The following is a 16418-nucleotide window of genomic DNA, read 5'->3' as shown; positions in this document are numbered from 1 at the left end:
CGGGCGCGATGGGCTCGGGCGCGGTTGGGCCGCGCCGGGCGCGCTCCGCACCGTCTCCCGCGGGGCGCCGGTGAGATTGTGGGACCGGGCTCGTGGGGCTCTGACGCGATACGGGACGGGCGGCTGGGATACGCTCCTGCGGCAGCATCTACAGCTTGTCGAAGAGCCTTGCGCCGACCGCTTGGTTCGGTCGGATCGGCGCATTCGTGGGAGGCAGGACCTGGTGACCCGATCCTTCGGCCGAACTCGGCCGTTGCCCGCCGATGTCGAGGTGGCGACTGCCCGCGACGTTCCTTCGGCGGGGAGCACGAACCGCGCGAGGAGCGCTGGCCGGCGCTCTGTCCGATCCGGTTCCCCGTGGCGGGCGCTACGACTAGTGACCGGCTTTGCATTTTTGGCACTGCTGGCAACTGCCTGTGACGTACCCAACTTCGGGTTTCCGGATGGGGTGACGGACCTTACGCCGCGCATCCTGAACCTGTGGCAGGGCTCTGTGATCGCGGCGCTTGCCGTGGGTGCGTTCACCTGGGCTTTGATCTTCTATGCGATCATCATGTTCCGCAGGAAGTCGGACGAGCTGCCCCAACAGGTGCGGTACAACCTCCCGGTCGAGATTCTTTACACGGTCGTGCCGCTGGTCATCGTCGCCGGACTGTTCTATTACACCGCCCGCGATGAGATCGAGATCGACAAACTTCCGCCCAACCCGGATGTCACCGTCAATGTGATCGGTTTCCGGTGGAACTGGCAGTTCCGCTACCTCGACACGGGCCAGCACGGCACGATCCCGGTGGAGGTCACCGGCAGGCCCGGCGAGCCCGCGGTGCTGGTGCTCCCGCAGGGCCGCACGATCCGTTTCGTGGAGACCTCCCCGGATGTCATCCACTCCTTCTGGGTGCCCGAGTTCCTGTTCAAGCGGGACGTCGTCCCCGGCCGGATCAACCAGTTCCAGCTCACGATCACCAAGACCGGGACCTTCATCGGTCGTTGCGCGGAACTGTGTGGGGTTGATCATGATCGGATGAACTTCTACGTGAAGGTCGTCCCGGGTGACGAGTACGACCGCTTCATCGCCGAGCGGACCCGGCCGGCCGCGCTGGCGGCGGCCGGGCCGGTCACCCCTGGGGCGACCACGCTGACATCCGCCGGAACTACCACTCCCGGGAGCGGACAGTGACACTGGTGCACGAGCCGCCAGCCGGCCACGTCGAGGACCTGCACGCCAAGCCGCGTACCAACCTGCTCGGTTATCTGCGCACGACGTCGCACAAGGACATCGCCGTGATGTACGGCGTGACGGCGTTCGCGTTCTTCCTCTTCGCCGGGATCATGGCCGAGATGATGCGGGCGGAGCTGGCCAGGCCCGGCCTGCAGTTCCTGTCGAACGAGCAGTTCAACCAGCTGTTCACCATGCACGGCACGCTGATGCTGCTGATGTTCGCCACACCTATGGCGTTCGCGTTCGCGAACTTCCTGATCCCGTTGCAGATCGGCTCGCCGGACGTGGCGTTCCCGCGGCTCAACGCCCTGTCGTTCTGGTTCTTCTTCTTCGGGAGCCTCACCGTCATCGCCGGGTTCCTGACCCCGAACGGTGCGGCGGACTTCGGCTGGTTCGCCTATGCGCCGCTCAACAACGCGGTCTACTCGCCGGGCGCCGGTGCCGATATGTGGATCATGGGCCTGGCGGTGTCGGGTCTGGGCACCATCCTCGGCGCCGTCAACATGATTACGACGATCCTCTGCCTACGCGCCCCGGGCATGACCATGTTCCGGCTACCGATCTTCTGTTGGAACTTCCTCGTCACGTCGATCCTGGTTCTGGTCGCCTTCCCGGTGCTCGCCGGTGCGCTGCTGGCGCTGGAAGCCGACCGGCGCCTGGGCGCCCACGTGTTTGACGCGGCCAACGGTGGCGCCATCCTGTGGCAGCATCTGTTCTGGTTCTTCGGCCATCCCGAGGTCTACATCATCGCCCTGCCGTTCTTCGGGATCATCAGTGAGGTACTGCCGGTCTTCTCCCGGAAGCCGCTGTTCGGGTACAAGGGCCTCGTCTTCGCCACGATCGGGATCGGGGCATTGTCGGTAGCGGTGTGGGCGCACCACATGTTCGTCACCGGCGCGGTCCTGCTGCCCTTCTTCGCGTTCCTGTCCTTCCTGATCGCGGTGCCGACCGGCATGAAGTACTTCAACTGGATCGGCACCATGTGGCGGGGCCAGGTCAGCTTCGAGACGCCCATGCTCTTCGCCCTGGGCTTTCTCGTGACCTTCCTGTTCGGTGGTCTGACGGGTGTCCTGCTGGCGAGCCCGCCGATCGACTTCCACGTCAGTGACAGCTACTTCGTGGTCGCCCACTTCCACTACGTGGTGTTCGGCTCGGTGGTCTTCGCCGCATATGCCGGGATCTACTTCTGGTTCCCGAAGGTGACCGGGCGCATGCTCGACGAGAAGCTCGGGAAGGTCCATTTCTGGACGCTGTTCTTCGGCTTCCACCTGACCTTCATGATCCAGCACTGGCTGGGTGTCAAGGGCATGCCGCGACGGGTGGCCGACTACTCGCCGACCGACGGATTCACCACGTACAACACGATTTCCACGGCCGGTGCCTTCCTGCTGGCCACGTCGACCCTGCCGTTCATGTACAACGTCTGGCGTTCCTACAAAAAGGGCGAGCTGGCCGTCGTGGACGACCCCTGGGGCTATGGAAACTCCCTGGAATGGGCGACATCCTGCCCGCCGCCACGGCACAACTTCCGCTCGCTGCCACGCATCCGGTCGGAACGGCCCGCCTTTGACCTGCACTATCCGCAGGCGGCCGGGAAAATCGACTATCACGCCACACCCGAGATCAGGTAGCCGGGCCCGGAAGAAGCTGGAGCGGAGCAGCAGCCATGAAGATCGAGGGCGTCGTCTTCCTCGTGTTCACCGTCTTCTGCACGGTGGTCGACATCGTTTACTGGTTCACCTCGCAGGACCCGACCGGTACGGTCGCGCTCGCGCTGTGCGGCGGCCTCGGCCTGCTCGTTGGCGGGTACCTGCTGTTCACCGCCCGGCGTATCGGGGCCCGGCCGCAGGATCTTCTCGATGCCGAGGTCGCGGACGGTGCCGGCGAGCTCGGTCACTTCACCCCGGGCAGCTACTATCCGTTCTTCATTGCGGCCAGCGCCAGCCTGGTGATTCTCGGCGTCATCTTCGGGGTCTGGCTGGCTCTCATCGGGGTGCTCATGACGTTGCTGTTCGTCGTGTGCCTGCTGTTTGAGAACTTCTGGCACCCACCGGTCCCGGAGGACTGAGCGGTCGGCTGGTGGTGCCCCGGCGGTGCGCGCCGGGGCACCACCAGCCCTCGACCGTGCTGGGCAGCCGGCGGCAGCGCCGGCACCGGCATGGCGGACGCCCTCAGACCGCCGCTTCAGACCGTGGCCGGAGCAATGGCCTGGCTCGTCTGGATCCACCGCCGCAGAGCGGCTTCGGCCGCGCCGGAGTCCAGCGACCATGCGGCGCGGCTGAACTGGCGTCGCAGCTGTTCGGCCACGGGCGTGGTGGTCGTCGGCCCGACCGCGGCGACCAGCGCGGCCGCGGCGGCCAGCAGGACAGCGTCCCGCACCGGCCCAGGACGTCCCGCCAGTAGCTTCCGGGTCACCTCGGCGTTGTAAGCGGCGTCGGCTCCCCGCAGTTCCGCCGGGTCACCGGGGCGGATACCGATGTCCCGGGGATCGAAGGTCTCCATGCGCACCTCGCCGCCCGCGACGACCCACACCGTCGAGGTGGTGGCGGGCGTGAGCTCGTCGAGGCCGTCGTCACCGCGGAACACCAGCCCTCGCGTCCCGCGCGCGGCGAGAACCCCGGCGACGACCGGCGCGAGCCGCGCATCGGCGACGCCGACGGCCTGGGCCGCGGGGCGGCCCGGGTTGCTCAGCGGCCCAAGGATATTGAAAACCGTGGGCACGCCGAGTTCGCGCCTGGTCCCGGCGGTGTGTCGCATGGCCGGGTGGAAGACCGGCGCGAAGCAGAACGTGGCGCCGGCCTTGGCGAGGCAGGCGCTGACACCGGCAGGCGACAGATCGATGACAACGCCGAGTTCGGTCAGCAGATCGGCCGATCCGCAGGCGGATGACGCGGCCCGGTTCCCATGCTTGATCACAGGTATGCCGGACCCCGCGATGACGAGGGCGGCCATGGTCGACACGTTCACCGAATGCGACTGGTCGCCCCCGGTACCGCAGGTGTCCACGGCGCGTTCGCGGACGTCGTCGGGGACCTCCAGCGGCGTCGCGAAGTCGAGCATCGCCCGGAGCAGCCCGCGGACCTCCTCGGGGGTCTCGCCCTTGGCCCGCAGCGCGACCGCGAAACCAGCGATCTGAGCGGGGGAGGCGTTACCGGACATGATCTGGGTCATCGCCCACGCGGTGTCCGCGGCACCCAGGGCCTCGTCCCGCAACAGCATGCCGAGAAGACCGGGCCAGCCCCGCGCGGCCGAGCGCGCCGCGCCAGGCTCCAGGTCCGCGCCCGCATCCGCCGGTGGAACCGGTGCGCCCGTCACCATCTCGCCCGTCTGTCGGTGGGCCCGCAGCATCTGCTCACGGTCACGGTCGGGCTCAGGCGCCCGCGACCGGCGTACCAGCCGCGGGCGAGGAGCCCGGCCGCGCCGCGAGCGAGCGTCGGGCACGCAGCAGGGCGACCACGACCTCGGCGAGTTCGGCGGGGTCCACCGGATGGGTGACCACCGCGTCCGCCTGTGACCAGCTGCCGAGCCAGCGGTCGTCCCGCCGGGCCACCAGCAGGACGGTGGGCGGGCAGTTCGGGATCTCGTTTTTGATCTGTCGGGAGAGCCCCATGCCGCCGGTCGGCGTCGCTTCCGCGTCCAGCACACAGATGTCGGCGTCCCGGTGGTCGACGGCATCGATGAGGGCCGGGCCGTCGGCCACGTCCAGGAACTCGAGCGGCCCGAGCTCGGGGTCAGGCCGCGGGCCGATGGCGAGTCTCACCCGCTCGCGGATGTCGGGCCTGTCCGCGTACACGAGAACCGTACTCATGTGACCGCGAGCCTTTCAGTCGGGTGGTGTGCTGGCTGGGCGCGCCCCGGCGCCCGGTGGCTGATCCACCTGCCGCGCACGCATGCACGACCTGAGCGGCAACCGGACAACTGGGAACCCGCCGGCAGGCTATCCGATGACGCCCGTGGGCGGTGGCTCCGCCTGGTCCGGCCGGGACACCGCCGCTCGTGTCCCGCGGCTGACATCGGCTGACATCGGCGCGCAGGGGAGCGCAGGGGAGCGTTTCGCCAGTTGCGAGGGGACCCTGACTGAGAGATAGTGAGACTCGTTCTCATACTATGGACGAGTATCGATGTACCTGAATCAGCATCCATACGCTGCGTATCCACGCGCTAGGTCGGGATGTACGGCGTATGGATACATACGGTCGCCAACATCGGATGTGTCATGGCTGGTCAGCAGGATCTTCGCCTCACGCCTCAGCGCCGCGCGGTGCTGGAGGTGCTCCGAACCGCCCATGACCATCCGACGGCGGCGGAGGTCTACGCTCGTGTCCGGGCGGTCGCGCCGGGCATCGGCGCCGCGACCGTTTACCGGGCGCTGGGGCTGCTGGTCAGGGCCGGCTACGCCCTGGAACTCAGCCTCGGTAACGGTGTCGCGGCCCGGTACGACGCGAATGTCGCGCGTCACGACCACGCGGTCTGCGACCGCTGTGGCCGGGCCGTGGATATAGATCTTCCTGTTCCGGCGGAGCTGGTGAACGCGCTGTCGCGGCGTACCGGATTCGCGATCACAGGTTACGACCTGCAATTCCGTGGCCTGTGTCCGGCCTGTCAGACCAACGGTCCGAGATAGGGGCTCCGATATCCAGGGGCCTGGTGCCTGGATCGACAATCAGTATCCCCGGCCGTCGCTCCGGCGCCGGGGCGGACCACGATCGACAAAGGAGATCCACATGCCGCAGCTTGACGGTACGAAGACACACGAGAACCTCAAGGAGGCGTTCGCGGGCGAGAGCCAGGCGAACCGCCGTTACCTGTACTTCGCCCGCCGAGCCGACATCGAGGGCCTGACCGACGCGGCCTCGCTCTTCCGCGACACCGCGGAGGGCGAGACCGGGCACGCCTTCGGTCATCTGGACTTCCTGGCCGCGGTGGGCGACCCCGCGACCGGGGAACCGCTGGGCAAGACCACGGCGAATCTCGCCAGCGCCGTGGCGGGGGAGACCTACGAGTTCACCGCGATGTACCCGGGCTTCGCCAAGACCGCGCGGGACGAGGGCTTCGAGGAGATCGCGGACTGGTTCGCCACGCTCGCGCGGGCCGAGAAGACCCATGCCGGACGTTTCAAGAAGGCGCTCGACGCGGTCGTCGCTGACGAGAAGGCCGAGCAGGAAGCCTGATCTTTCCGTAACAGCCGCCCGGCCAACGGCGGCGCGGTCATCGTGCGCCGCCGGCGGCCGGGCGAACCGTGACCGTCCCCATCAGATCGTCCCCATCAGACGTGTGGGAGTTCCAACGATGGCACTCACTGTCGCTGACATTGTCACTGACCCCGAGGTCTACTCCGCGCGGCGCCAGGACGCCCGCGCCCGGATCCTTCCGGTCCGAGCGGAACGCCGCATCCGGGTCGGGGACATGCTTCTCTTCGAGTTCGAGAATGAGGAAACCCTGCGTTATCAGGTGCAGGAGATGGTCTATACCGAGCGCCTGCGCAGCCTCGCGGACGTCGCGCATGAGATCGAGATCTATTCTCGGCTGCTTCCCGCCAGCCACGTTCTGACCACCACCGTCTTTATCGAGCTTGACGTCGCTGAGACCGTCCGCGCGGAGCTGGCGCGGCTGGCCGGGATCCAGCGCAGCATCCGCCTGGAGATCGGCGGGCTCCCGGTGCCGGCCGAGGAGATCCCGGGTCCGGACGAGGCCCCGGGCGTTCCCACCGCGACTGTCTCCGTGCACATGCTGCGGTTTCCCCTGAGCGACTCCGCTCGTGACGCCTTCCGTGATCCGGCTGTGCTGGTCGAGCTGGTGGTCGATCACCCCGCGTACAACGAGGCGACCCCGGTCACGGGCGCGGCCCGGAAGAGTTTGATCGCGGATCTCACACTGCGTGGCTGAGAGCGCCGGGCGGGCCCGGGGCGTTCCGGTCGCGGGCGCTGTCACCGGTCGCGGGCGCTGTCACCGGTCGCGGGCGCTGTCACCGGCCGCGGGCGCTGTCCCGGGCCGCGAGCCGAGCCAGCCAGGCGTTGTAGGCCGCTTCCCGGGCGAGCAGCTCGGCCTCCGGCTCCGGGGCCCGCGGTGCGTCCAGGTCCTTGTCCGGACCGGTGGCGGGCACCGCGGCGGGGGAGACCGCCAGCCGGTCGAGCCGGTCGAGCCGGCGGTCCTCCCGGGCGGCTTCCCGGCCATCGGCTCGTGACCACTGGATGAACAGGGCGACGAACACCACCGCGCCCACCAGTTCGCCCGCGGCCCACATGAGCCCCGCACCGGTCTGCTGGTCGCCCAACAGGCTGGACCCCCAGGTTCGCCCCAGCGAGGCGTACCAGCCTTCGGCGAAGACGTCATTGGTCGTGAACATCGCCAGCGCCCACAGCGCGTGCAGCGGGAACGTCACGAACAGCAGGAGCAGGCGCCCCCAGTAGGGCAGGCGGCCGGGGATGGGGTCAAGCCCGATGACCGGCCAGTAGAACAGGCAGCCGACCAGCAGAAAGTGGATGTGCAGGAGGAGATGCAGCGGCGGGTGCCGCAATGATGACTCGTAGAGACTGGTGAAGTACAATCCGTATAGGCTGACGATGAACACGGTGAAGCCGACCAGCGGGAAGGTCATCACCCGGGCCGCGCGGCTGTGCAACAGCCTCACCAGCAGGCTGCGGGAACGTCGCGGCAGCGCGCGCAGCGCGAGCGTGACCGGCGCCCCGAGCGCGAGCGGTATCGGTGCGACCGTGCCCAGCAGCAGGTGCTGGACGGCGTGTGCGCTGAACAGCGCGGTGTCGTAGGCGGCGATCCCGCCGACGAGCGCGTACCCGACGACAACCAGGCCGGCGAGCCAGGACGCCGTCCGCCACGGGCTCCAGGCGTCGCCGCGATCTGTGAGCCTGCGCACTCCGAGCAGGTACAGCCCGGCCATCGTGGCGATCAGGAGCAGCGGGCCGGGCTCGGGTGAAACGTGCAGGAGCATCCGCCCGACAGTCGGTGGGGGCGGCAGTTGTCCCTGTCCGGAGGCTGCGAACAGGTCTTGCGCAGCTGTTGGGGCAAGCGTGCCGGGACTGGTCACGACTTCCGTCACCTCGCTTGGGCCGGGGCTCGCTCGAGCCCTCGACGGCTCGTAGTCCTACCGAATGTCGAACCTACGGTGGCGCTTGGCGGAACGCGTGCCAGAATGACCGACGTGGCCTCCGCCCCCGTCCTTGAGAAGGCTCCGCCGCCGCACCCCACGGCCAACCGGCCGTCGATGGTTTCCGTGGGAACGATCGTGTGGCTGTCGTCGGAGCTGATGTTCTTCGCGGCCCTGTTCGCGATGTACTACACGATCCGCTCGGTCAACAGCGACAACTGGCCGCCGGTCACCGGCGATCCCGCGGGGTCCGAGATCGGCCCGGTGCACCTGCACGTCGGCTACGCGCTCGTCTTCACGACGATCCTGGTGCTGTCGAGCCTGACCTGCCAGCTGGGCGTCTTCGCCGCGGAACGAGGCGATGTGTACGGCCTGCGTCGTTGGTACCTCATCACGCTGGTCATGGGTGCCGTGTTCGTCGGTGGCCAGGCGTGGGAGTACTTCCACGAGAACGAGTTCTCGATCTCGTCGCATGCCTACGGGTCTGTCTACTACCTCACGACCGGCTTCCACGGGCTGCACGTGATCGGTGGGCTGGTGGCCTTCGTGATCGTCCTGGCCCGGTCGACCTACGGCAGCTTCACCCCTGAGAAGGCGACCTCGGCGATCGTGACGTCGTACTACTGGCACTTCGTCGACGTCGTCTGGATCGGCCTGTACGCGACCATCTACCTCCTCCAGTGAGCGACATGACTGCATCTTTGGGCGCTGCCCGCGCATCCACACACCGGCGTCGGCGTTCCTCCGCTGTCGTCCTTCTGCTGGCGCTCGCGGCCACCGGGGTGCTCTGGACCGCGTTCGCGCCGCGCGGCACGGCCCAGAGCACCCCGGATGCGAACGAGGCCGTACGGCAGGGGCGGGCACTCTACCTCCAGGGCTGTTCAAGCTGCCACGGCTTGAACGCTCAGGGCACTGGTCAGGCTCCGAGCCTCATCGGGGTCGGCGCCGCCGCGGTGGACTTCCAGGTGAGCACCGGCCGGATGCCGCTTGCCGCGCCGGGCGCGCAGGCCAAGCGCAAAGACCCCGTTTACAGCCAGACCCAGATCGACCAGCTGGCCGCCTACGTCGACAGCCTCGGTGGCGGCCCCAAGCAGGCAGTCGTCACCAGGAACGCACTCGATGACGCGGATCTGGCCCAGGGCGGGGAGCTCTACCGGGCCAACTGCGCGCAGTGCCACCAGGCTGTGGGCGCCGGTGCGCCGCTGACATACGGCAAGTACGCGCCCGACCTGAGCAAGGCCACCCCGTCACAGATCATCGAGGCCATGCGGACCGGCCCCGAGTCGATGCCCGTGTTCGGTCCTGGGCAGATCGACGACGCCAGCGCCGTGGCGATCGCGAAGTACGTGCGCTTCGTCACTGAGGCGCCGAGCGCCGGTGGTAGCACGCTGGGCAAGTACGGCCCGGTTCCGGAGGGGCTGCTGGCCTGGCTGGCCGGGATCGGTGGCCTGCTCGCGGTGTGCATGTGGATCGGAGCGAGGCAGAAGGTATGAGCAAGCAGGAAGACGGGACGACCGGGCCGGACGTTCCCGCCGAGAGCGGGAGCATCTTCGACCGTGCCAAGCCCGAACCGCGTCAGGGCCACGACGACGGCCCCGAGCGTCTCGGTACCCCGCCGCACCAGACCGATTCGGCCCGGGAGGGCTCAACGGTCCTGCTGGCCGAGCCGGGCGAGCGGAGCGCGGCCGTCCCCCCGGCCCATGCCGAGGAGATCGACCGCCGGGCCGAGCGCCGGGCCGAGCGGCTGGTGGCGTTCTGGTTCATGGTCTCCATCGTCGGGACGATCGGCTTCGTGGTCACCAACTTCGTCGGTGACAAGCATGCCGAGTACTACACCCCGTGCATGGGCACCGCCCTGGGCCTCGCCATGGGTGGCATCGGGTTCGGGGTCATCCTCTGGGCGAAGCGCCTCATGCCGCATGAGGAGGCCGTCCAGGAGCGTCATCCCTTCGCCTCCTCGGATGCTGAGATCGCCGCCACCGAGGAGACGGTTGCTCTCGGGTTCGCCGACACCGGCCTTGCCCGCCGGCCGTTGCTCCGCCGCACCATGCTGGGCGCGGGCACGGTGCTCGGCGCTCTGCTGGTGGTGCCGTTGCTGAACCTGACCAACCGGAAGCCGGGTGCGCAGCTCAAGCACAGCCACTGGGTGAAGGGCGCCCGGCTGGTGAACGGGGAGGGCAACCCGGTCAGGGTCGGTGACATCGCTATCGGCGGTATCGAGACCGTCTTCCCGGCGGTCCCGGTCACCGAGGCCGACGGCAGCGTCCGCTTCGAGCCCCAGCTGAGCCTGCATGAGAAGGCCGACAGCGTCACCATCCTCATCCGGCTCGCCCCGGGTGAGAACCGGCCGCGGCCCGGACGAGAGAACTGGGCCTACGACGGCCACGTCGCCTATTCCAAGATCTGCACTCATGCGGGCTGCCCGGTCAGCCTCTACGAGGCGCAGACCCATCACCTGCTCTGCCCCTGTCACCAGTCCGTGTTCAACGTCCTGGACGGATGTCGAGCGATCTTCGGTCCGGCCAGCCGGTCCCTGCCACAGCTGGCGATCGGTATTGATGACGACGGGTACTTCATCGCGCGAGACGGCGACTACACCGAGCCCGTCGGTCCCGCCTTCTGGGAGCGTCCATGACCACAGCCCCGCCACCCTCCCTGGTCAAGCGGCCGGGCCCGGTCCGCAAGCTCAACCGGGCTGTCGACGAGCGTTTCGGGTCTCAGGCCGCGCTGCGCCGCAACCTCAACAAGGTGTTCCCCGACCACTGGTCTTTCATGATCGGGGAAATCGCCCTCTACAGCTTCGTCATCCTGGTCCTGACCGGTATCTACCTGACGTTGTTCTTCGACCCGAGCAACGTCGAGATTCCCTACAACGGCTCGTACATCCCGCTGCGCGGCGTCGAGATGAGCCGGGCCTACGCCTCGACCCTCGACATCAGCTTCGACACCCGAGCGGGGCTGGTCTTCCGCCAGATCCACCACTGGGCGGCGCTGCTGTTCGTGGCCTCGATCGTGGTGCACCTGATGCGGGTGTTCTTCACCGGTGCCTTCCGCAAGCCTCGTGAGGTCAACTGGCTGATCGGTGTGGGGCTGCTCGTCCTGGGCATCCTCGAGGGCTTCGCCGGCTACTCACTGCCGGACGACCTGCTGTCGGGCACCGGGCTGCGCATCGCCGCGTCGATCGCCCAGTCGATCCCGGTCATCGGGACCTGGGCGTCGTTCCTGGTCTTCAACGGCGAGTGGCCGGGTGACAGCTTCATCCCCCGGCTGTATGTCATTCACATTCTGCTGGTGCCGGGGATCCTGCTGGCGCTGATCGGCGCCCACCTGGGCATCCTGTGGCACCAGAAGCACACCGACTTCCCCGGGCCGGGCAAGACCGAGCACAACGTGATCGGGCACCGCGTCTTCCCGGTCTTCGCGGTCAAGTCCACCGGGTTCTTCATGCTCGTGTTCGCGATGCTCGCCCTGCTCGGCGGGCTGGCGCAGATCAACCCGATCTGGAGCTTCGGCCCCTACGACCCGGGCAACGTGAGCTCCGCCTCACAGCCCGACTGGTACATCGGCTTCCTTGACGGATCTACCCGGCTGTTCCCGCCGTGGGAGTTCCGTGGCCTTGGGCACACCGTCCCAGCGGTGTTCTGGCCGACCGTTGTGCTGCCGGGGATCCTGTTCACGCTGCTCGCGGTGTACCCCTTCCTGGAGGCGAAGTTCACCGGTGACTCCAGGCCGCACAACCTGCTCCAGCGGCCGCGTGACACCCCGGCCCGCACCGGCTTCGGCGCCATGGCCATCAGCTTCTACCTGGTGTTGTGGATCTCCGGTGGTAACGACGTCATCGCGAAGACGTTCGACATCTCGCTGAACGCCATGACCTGGGCCGGTCGGATCGGCTGCATCGTCGTCCCGCCGATCGCCTTCACGGTGACGAAGAGGCTGTGTCTCCACCTGCAGGCTCGTGATCGGGAGATCGCCGAGCATGGTATCGAGACCGGGATCATCCACCAGCTTCCCGACGGGGAGTTCGTGGAGAAACATCGTCCGAAGCTGCCCCCGGTGCCCGACCACCGCCGGGTGCCGACCGACCGGGTGGCGTTGCCCGCCGGGGAGAACGGGGATGCCAAGGGTGGTCTTGTCCGGCGCGCGGGCAAGGCGGTGACCGGGTTCTTCGTCGAGGAGGAGGACGCCCAGGGGGCTCCGCCGCGCGAGTCCACCGGTGAATCTCCTGATCAGCCCGCCGGCAGGCACTGAGCGGGACAGTTTTTGGATCAAGAACGATACCGGGCCGCCCGCGGAGCGGGTTTTCAGGCGCGGTAGACGCCGAGCAACGCTCGATCCCGAACCAGGGGTCGTTACGTCCGATACCAGGGCGTAACGACCCCTGTTTTTGTTCCAGCGGCCGTCCTCGGCGGCGCGGGCCGGGCGTTGGCCGAGGTCAGGCGCCCGATCCGGGTGACGAGAGGACGAGAAAGGCAGATAGTTAGTTGTATGAAGGAAAAGATATGGAGGCTGGATGTCCATCGAGCAGTCCGTACGTGCCCCGTCCAGCGCGTCCTCGGGTGACCCGCCGGCCCCGCCGGCCCTGGCGGTCCGAGGCCTGACCTACCGGTTCGGCGGGCACACAGCGGTTGACGCGGTCGACCTCGACCTCGCGGCAGGGGAGATACTCGGCCTGCTCGGGCCGAACGGAGCCGGTAAGACCACGGCGATCCGTGCCGTTGTCACGCTGCTGCGGCCGGCGGCCGGGTCGGTGCGCGTGTTCGGGATGGACGCGGTACGTTATCCCATCCGTGCGCGCCGCCTCATCGGCTACGTGCCACAGATGCTCTCGGCGGATTCGGGCCTGACCGGGCGGGAGAACGTGGCACTGTTCGCGGGGCTGTTCGACGTACCACGGCGGCAGCGGCGGGCGCGGGTCAACGAGGCCTTGGCCGCGATGGGGCTGACCGATGTCGCGGACCGGTTGGCGCGTACCTATTCCGGCGGGATGGTGCGCCGGCTGGAGCTGGCCCAGGCGCTGGTCAACGCGCCACGCCTGTTGATCCTCGACGAGCCGACGGTGGGGCTGGACCCGATCGCCCGCGACAGCGTGTGGGCACACGTCCACCGGCTGCGTGCTGAGCAGGCGATAGCGGTCCTGCTCACCACGCACTACATGGAGGAAGCGGACGCCCTGTGTGACCGGGTCGCGCTCATGCACACCGGCCGGGTACGCGTCACCGGTGTCCCGGATGAGCTCAAGGCGGCCATCGGAGCGCGGACGAGCCTTGAGGACGTGTTCCGCCACCACACCGGTGATGCGCTTGAGGGTGGCGGGGGAGGTGATTTCCGTGATGTCCAGCAGATCCGCCGTGTCGCCAGCCGGGCCGGTTGAGCGCGCCGATCCACCGAGCCCCCTGTCCTCGGCGGGGATCATCTTTGATGGAGATCGTGACGGGCCGTTCGGCGCGGCGCGGCTGTTGTTCCGCCGTTTCGCGACCCTCTCCCTGGTGGAGTTGCAGAAGCTGCGCCACGACCGGGTCGAGCTCTACACCCGGGCGGTCCAGCCCGCGCTGTGGCTGCTTGTTTTCGGCGTGACTTTCAGCCGTATCCACGCCATTCCGACCGGATCCGTGCCCTACCTGGACTATCTGGCACCGGGGATTCTCGCCCAGTCGGCGCTGTTCATCTCGATCTTCTACGGCATCCAGATCATCTGGGACCGGGACGCGGGCGTCCTGGCCAAGCTCATGGTCACCCCGACACCACGAACGGCGCTGGTCGCGGGCAAGGCGTTTGCGGCCGGGGTGCGGGCGCTGATACAGGTCGCCGTCGTCCTGTTGCTGGCGGCTCTGCTCGGCGTAGGGCTCACCGCCAACCCGCTGAAACTGGTCGGCGCCGCGGTCGCGGTGCTGCTTGGCGCGGCCTTCTTCTCCTGCCTGTCCATCGTGATCGCTGGGCTGGTGCTCTCCCGGGACCGGCTGATGGGAATCGGCCAGGCAATCATGATGCCGATGTTCTTCGCGAGCAACGCCCTGTACCCGGTGTCCATCATGCCGAGCTGGGTCCGCGTGGTCAGCTATCTCAACCCGCTGAGTTATCTGGTCGACGCGTTGCGCGGCCTGCTCATCGGTACCCACGGCCACCTCGTGCTGGATTTCGCCGTTCTCACGGGCTCCGCGGTTTTGACGATCATTGTGGCCAGCGCGCTGCTCGGCCGCCTGGCTCGATGATCAGGAGCCTGTTCCGCATCACGCTCGCCCAGGCGAGCCGCGTCCAGCCGGTCCCTGGCGTCGGCTGTCACAGCCCCTGTCCCAACCGGAACATCTCCCGGGCGGCTCCGTTCGCCGGCGAGGCCCATTCGCCCTCCAGGACGGCAAGACGGACACCGGGAGCGGACAGCCAGCGCTGGATCCGTTCCGTCTCCTCCGCGCTGGCGCACGGCGTGGGCCCTGGCCCCGGGCACACGGTTTCGGCGCTGGCCTGTGCCGCGGCGACCCAGGGCCGCGGATGCGCTCGCGGCGGGGTGCGGGTAGCCGCGACCAGCCTGCCGTGACGGATCACCGCGATGTCCCAGCCACCGTCACCGCTGGGTGAGGCCGCGGCCATCTCGGCCACGCCGGTCAGCGCCGACAGGCGTTGCAGCCGCCGCGCGCCGTGCAGGAACGCGAGCAACCGGTCCCGCTGGACGGCCGCGTCCTCGAAACGTTCTTCGGCGGCGAGGCTGTCGATGCGTTCCCGCGCGGCGGCAACGACCACAGACGGGTCGGTGGTGATGGCCCGGCGGGCCGCTTCCACATGCCGGGCGTACTCCTGCGGGCTTTCCCGGCCGTCGCAAGGGGCTCCGCAACGTCCCAGCTCCGCGAGTGCGCAGGCCGGCACCGAACGCCGTGGCGACAGGCGGGCGGTGCACTGCCGCAGTGGAATCGCCGCGTGGATCGCGGCCGCGGCGAGCTCGGCCCCGGCGGTCCCCGCGAACGGGCCGAGGTAGGTCCCGCCATCGCGGACCGCCCGCACCCGTGCCAGCCGCGGGAACGGCTCGTCGGTGATCCGCAGGTAGACCGCCCGCTCCGGATGCCGGGACCGGCGGTTGTACGGAGGCTTGTATTCGGCGATCAGTCGCAGCTCGCGGACCTCGGCCTCCAGCGCATGCGCGCACGCGATCGCGTCCACCCGTTCGGCCGTCGCCACCATCTCGGTCATCCGTGCCCGTGGCTCACTCGCGGTGAAGTAGGAGCGGACGCGTGCGCGCACCGACCGCGATGTCCCGATGTACAGCGCCCGGCCGCTGCGATCGCGGAACACATAGACCCCGGGCCCGGTCGGCAGCCCGTCCGCCAGGTGCCGTTTGCGCCGCCGCGCCGGGGAGACCTTCCGGGTGAAACCGTGGACGTCCTCCAGCGTGGTCACGCCGAGGCTGCCGAGCCGCTCGAACAGGCCGTGCAGGACGGTGACAGTCGCCCGCGCGTCCGCGAGAGCCCGGTGACACGGCTCGGCGTCCGCGCGGAAGAGCCGGGCCAGCGAGGCCAGTGTGCGGTCCGGGCATTCATCCCTGGTCAGGATCTGCCGGGCGATCCGGAGGGTGTCCAGGTATTCCCACTCGGGAACCGGGTAGCCGCCGCGTACGCACGCCTGGCGCAGGAAGCCCAGATCGAACGGGGCGTTGTGGGCGACCAGGACGCTACCGTGGGCGAACTCCAGAAAAGCCGGCAGCACGGCGCCGATGGGCGGCGCGGTGGCGACCATCGCGTCGGTGATCCCGGTCAGGACCGAGATGAACGGCGGTATCGGCGCGGCCGGCCGCACGAGGGCCGCCATCTCCGCGAGGACCTGCCCGCCGCGGACCTTGACCGCGCCGAGTTCGGTGATCTCGTTGTCGGCGCTGCGGGTACCGGTGGTCTCGAGGTCCACGACAACAAAGGTGACGTCCCGCAGGGGCCGGCCCAGCTCCTCGAGACTGGCCTGTCGCGGCTGGGAGCGGGCCGTGGGCGGCGACGGCTGCGTCGAGAAGGGCACCGGCGGGGTCTGGTGGCCGCCGCCAGGCGCCTGCGAGAACAGGCTCATGTCCGCGCAGGCTATCGGCAGCCGCGGACAGTTCTGCCGCGGACATGTTTT

The 16418-nt window shown here is 68.6% G+C and carries 16 protein-coding genes; 12 read left to right on the top strand and 4 right to left on the bottom strand.

Annotation, left to right across the window (positions count from 1 at the left end):
• The first annotated feature begins 223 nt into the window (after positions 1 to 223).
• Genes coxB through MJ785_RS00510 form a run of 3 tightly spaced genes read left to right on the top strand, consistent with a single transcriptional unit; the run spans position 224 to position 3287 of the window.
• Entirely contained in the window at positions 224 to 1177 is a 954-nt protein-coding gene (coxB, locus tag MJ785_RS00520; RefSeq protein WP_239308030.1) for a cytochrome c oxidase subunit II, read from the top strand.
• Entirely contained in the window at positions 1174 to 2850 is a 1677-nt protein-coding gene (ctaD, locus tag MJ785_RS00515) for a cytochrome c oxidase subunit I (protein WP_239308031.1), read from the top strand. Before coxB ends, ctaD begins: the two co-directional genes overlap by 4 nt.
• Positions 2851 to 2885: 35 nt before the next feature.
• Positions 2886 to 3287, top strand: a complete 402-nt coding sequence (locus MJ785_RS00510) for a cytochrome c oxidase subunit 4 (protein WP_239308032.1) — start codon at positions 2886 to 2888, stop codon at positions 3285 to 3287.
• Positions 3288 to 3403: 116 nt separating this feature from the next.
• On the opposite strand, the gene trpD is transcribed toward MJ785_RS00510, so the two are convergent.
• Positions 3404 to 4438 (bottom strand): anthranilate phosphoribosyltransferase, encoded by a 1035-nt coding sequence (gene trpD, locus MJ785_RS00505; protein ID WP_239308075.1) that lies wholly within the window; start codon positions 4436 to 4438, stop codon positions 3404 to 3406.
• Positions 4439 to 4589: 151 nt separating this feature from the next.
• Complete coding sequence (locus tag MJ785_RS00500) at positions 4590 to 5027, bottom strand: hypothetical protein (RefSeq protein WP_239308033.1); 438 nt, start codon at positions 5025 to 5027, stop codon at positions 4590 to 4592.
• A gap of 408 nt (positions 5028 to 5435) precedes the next feature.
• Here MJ785_RS00500 and MJ785_RS00495 point away from each other — a divergent pair, with 408 nt between their 5' ends.
• The 3 genes from MJ785_RS00495 to MJ785_RS00485 all read left to right on the top strand — a co-directional run bounded on the left by MJ785_RS00495 (position 5436) and on the right by MJ785_RS00485 (position 7105).
• Positions 5436 to 5843: a Fur family transcriptional regulator gene (locus MJ785_RS00495; RefSeq protein WP_239308034.1), complete on the top strand. Its 408-nt coding sequence runs from the start codon at positions 5436 to 5438 to the stop codon at positions 5841 to 5843.
• 100 nt (positions 5844 to 5943) lie between these two features.
• A complete protein-coding gene (locus MJ785_RS00490) occupies positions 5944 to 6390 on the top strand; it encodes a rubrerythrin family protein (protein ID WP_239308035.1) in 447 nt (148 codons plus the stop codon).
• A gap of 118 nt (positions 6391 to 6508) precedes the next feature.
• The gene (locus MJ785_RS00485; RefSeq protein ID WP_239308036.1) at positions 6509 to 7105 is read left to right on the top strand and encodes a DUF3501 family protein; all 597 of its coding nucleotides are present in this window, start codon (positions 6509 to 6511) and stop codon (positions 7103 to 7105) included.
• A 79-nt stretch (positions 7106 to 7184) separates the two neighbouring features.
• Here MJ785_RS00485 and MJ785_RS00480 read toward each other — a convergent pair whose 3' ends face one another.
• Positions 7185 to 8264 carry a cytochrome c oxidase assembly protein gene (locus MJ785_RS00480; RefSeq protein WP_239379869.1) on the bottom strand — a complete coding sequence of 360 codons (1080 nt, stop codon included), beginning with the start codon at positions 8262 to 8264 and terminating at the stop codon, positions 7185 to 7187.
• A gap of 105 nt (positions 8265 to 8369) precedes the next feature.
• On the opposite strand from MJ785_RS00480, the gene MJ785_RS00475 reads away from it, so the two are divergent.
• The 6 genes from MJ785_RS00475 (at position 8370) to MJ785_RS00450 (ending at position 14536) form a co-directional block, all read left to right on the top strand.
• The gene (locus MJ785_RS00475) at positions 8370 to 9008 is read left to right on the top strand and encodes a heme-copper oxidase subunit III (RefSeq protein WP_370651400.1); all 639 of its coding nucleotides are present in this window, start codon (positions 8370 to 8372) and stop codon (positions 9006 to 9008) included.
• 5 nt (positions 9009 to 9013) lie between these two features.
• Positions 9014 to 9817, top strand: a complete 804-nt coding sequence (locus tag MJ785_RS00470) for a c-type cytochrome (RefSeq protein ID WP_239308038.1) — start codon at positions 9014 to 9016, stop codon at positions 9815 to 9817.
• Positions 9814 to 10959: a ubiquinol-cytochrome c reductase iron-sulfur subunit gene (locus MJ785_RS00465; protein ID WP_239308039.1), complete on the top strand. Its 1146-nt coding sequence runs from the start codon at positions 9814 to 9816 to the stop codon at positions 10957 to 10959. The genes MJ785_RS00470 and MJ785_RS00465 overlap by 4 nt, the downstream gene beginning before the upstream one ends.
• Complete coding sequence (locus MJ785_RS00460) at positions 10956 to 12575, top strand: cytochrome bc complex cytochrome b subunit (protein ID WP_239379868.1); 1620 nt, start codon at positions 10956 to 10958, stop codon at positions 12573 to 12575. The genes MJ785_RS00465 and MJ785_RS00460 overlap by 4 nt, the downstream gene beginning before the upstream one ends.
• 262 nt (positions 12576 to 12837) lie before the next feature.
• Positions 12838 to 13698 carry an ABC transporter ATP-binding protein gene (locus MJ785_RS00455; protein ID WP_239347169.1) on the top strand — a complete coding sequence of 287 codons (861 nt, stop codon included), beginning with the start codon at positions 12838 to 12840 and terminating at the stop codon, positions 13696 to 13698.
• A complete protein-coding gene (locus MJ785_RS00450) occupies positions 13658 to 14536 on the top strand; it encodes an ABC transporter permease (protein WP_239308042.1) in 879 nt (292 codons plus the stop codon). The genes MJ785_RS00455 and MJ785_RS00450 overlap by 41 nt, the downstream gene beginning before the upstream one ends.
• 67 nt (positions 14537 to 14603) lie before the next feature.
• Here MJ785_RS00450 and MJ785_RS00445 read toward each other — a convergent pair whose 3' ends face one another.
• Positions 14604 to 16367, bottom strand: coding sequence for a DEDD exonuclease domain-containing protein (locus MJ785_RS00445; protein ID WP_239379880.1), 1764 nt, complete (start codon positions 16365 to 16367; stop codon positions 14604 to 14606).
• Positions 16368 to 16418: the final 51 nt, after the last annotated feature.

It is taken from the genome of Protofrankia sp. CiT1 (assembly GCF_917627335.1).
GTDB lineage: Bacteria > Actinomycetota > Actinomycetes > Frankiales > Frankiaceae > Protofrankia.
The sequence above is the reverse complement of the archived record's forward strand: the minus strand, read 5'-3'. Positions and strand labels throughout refer to the sequence as shown.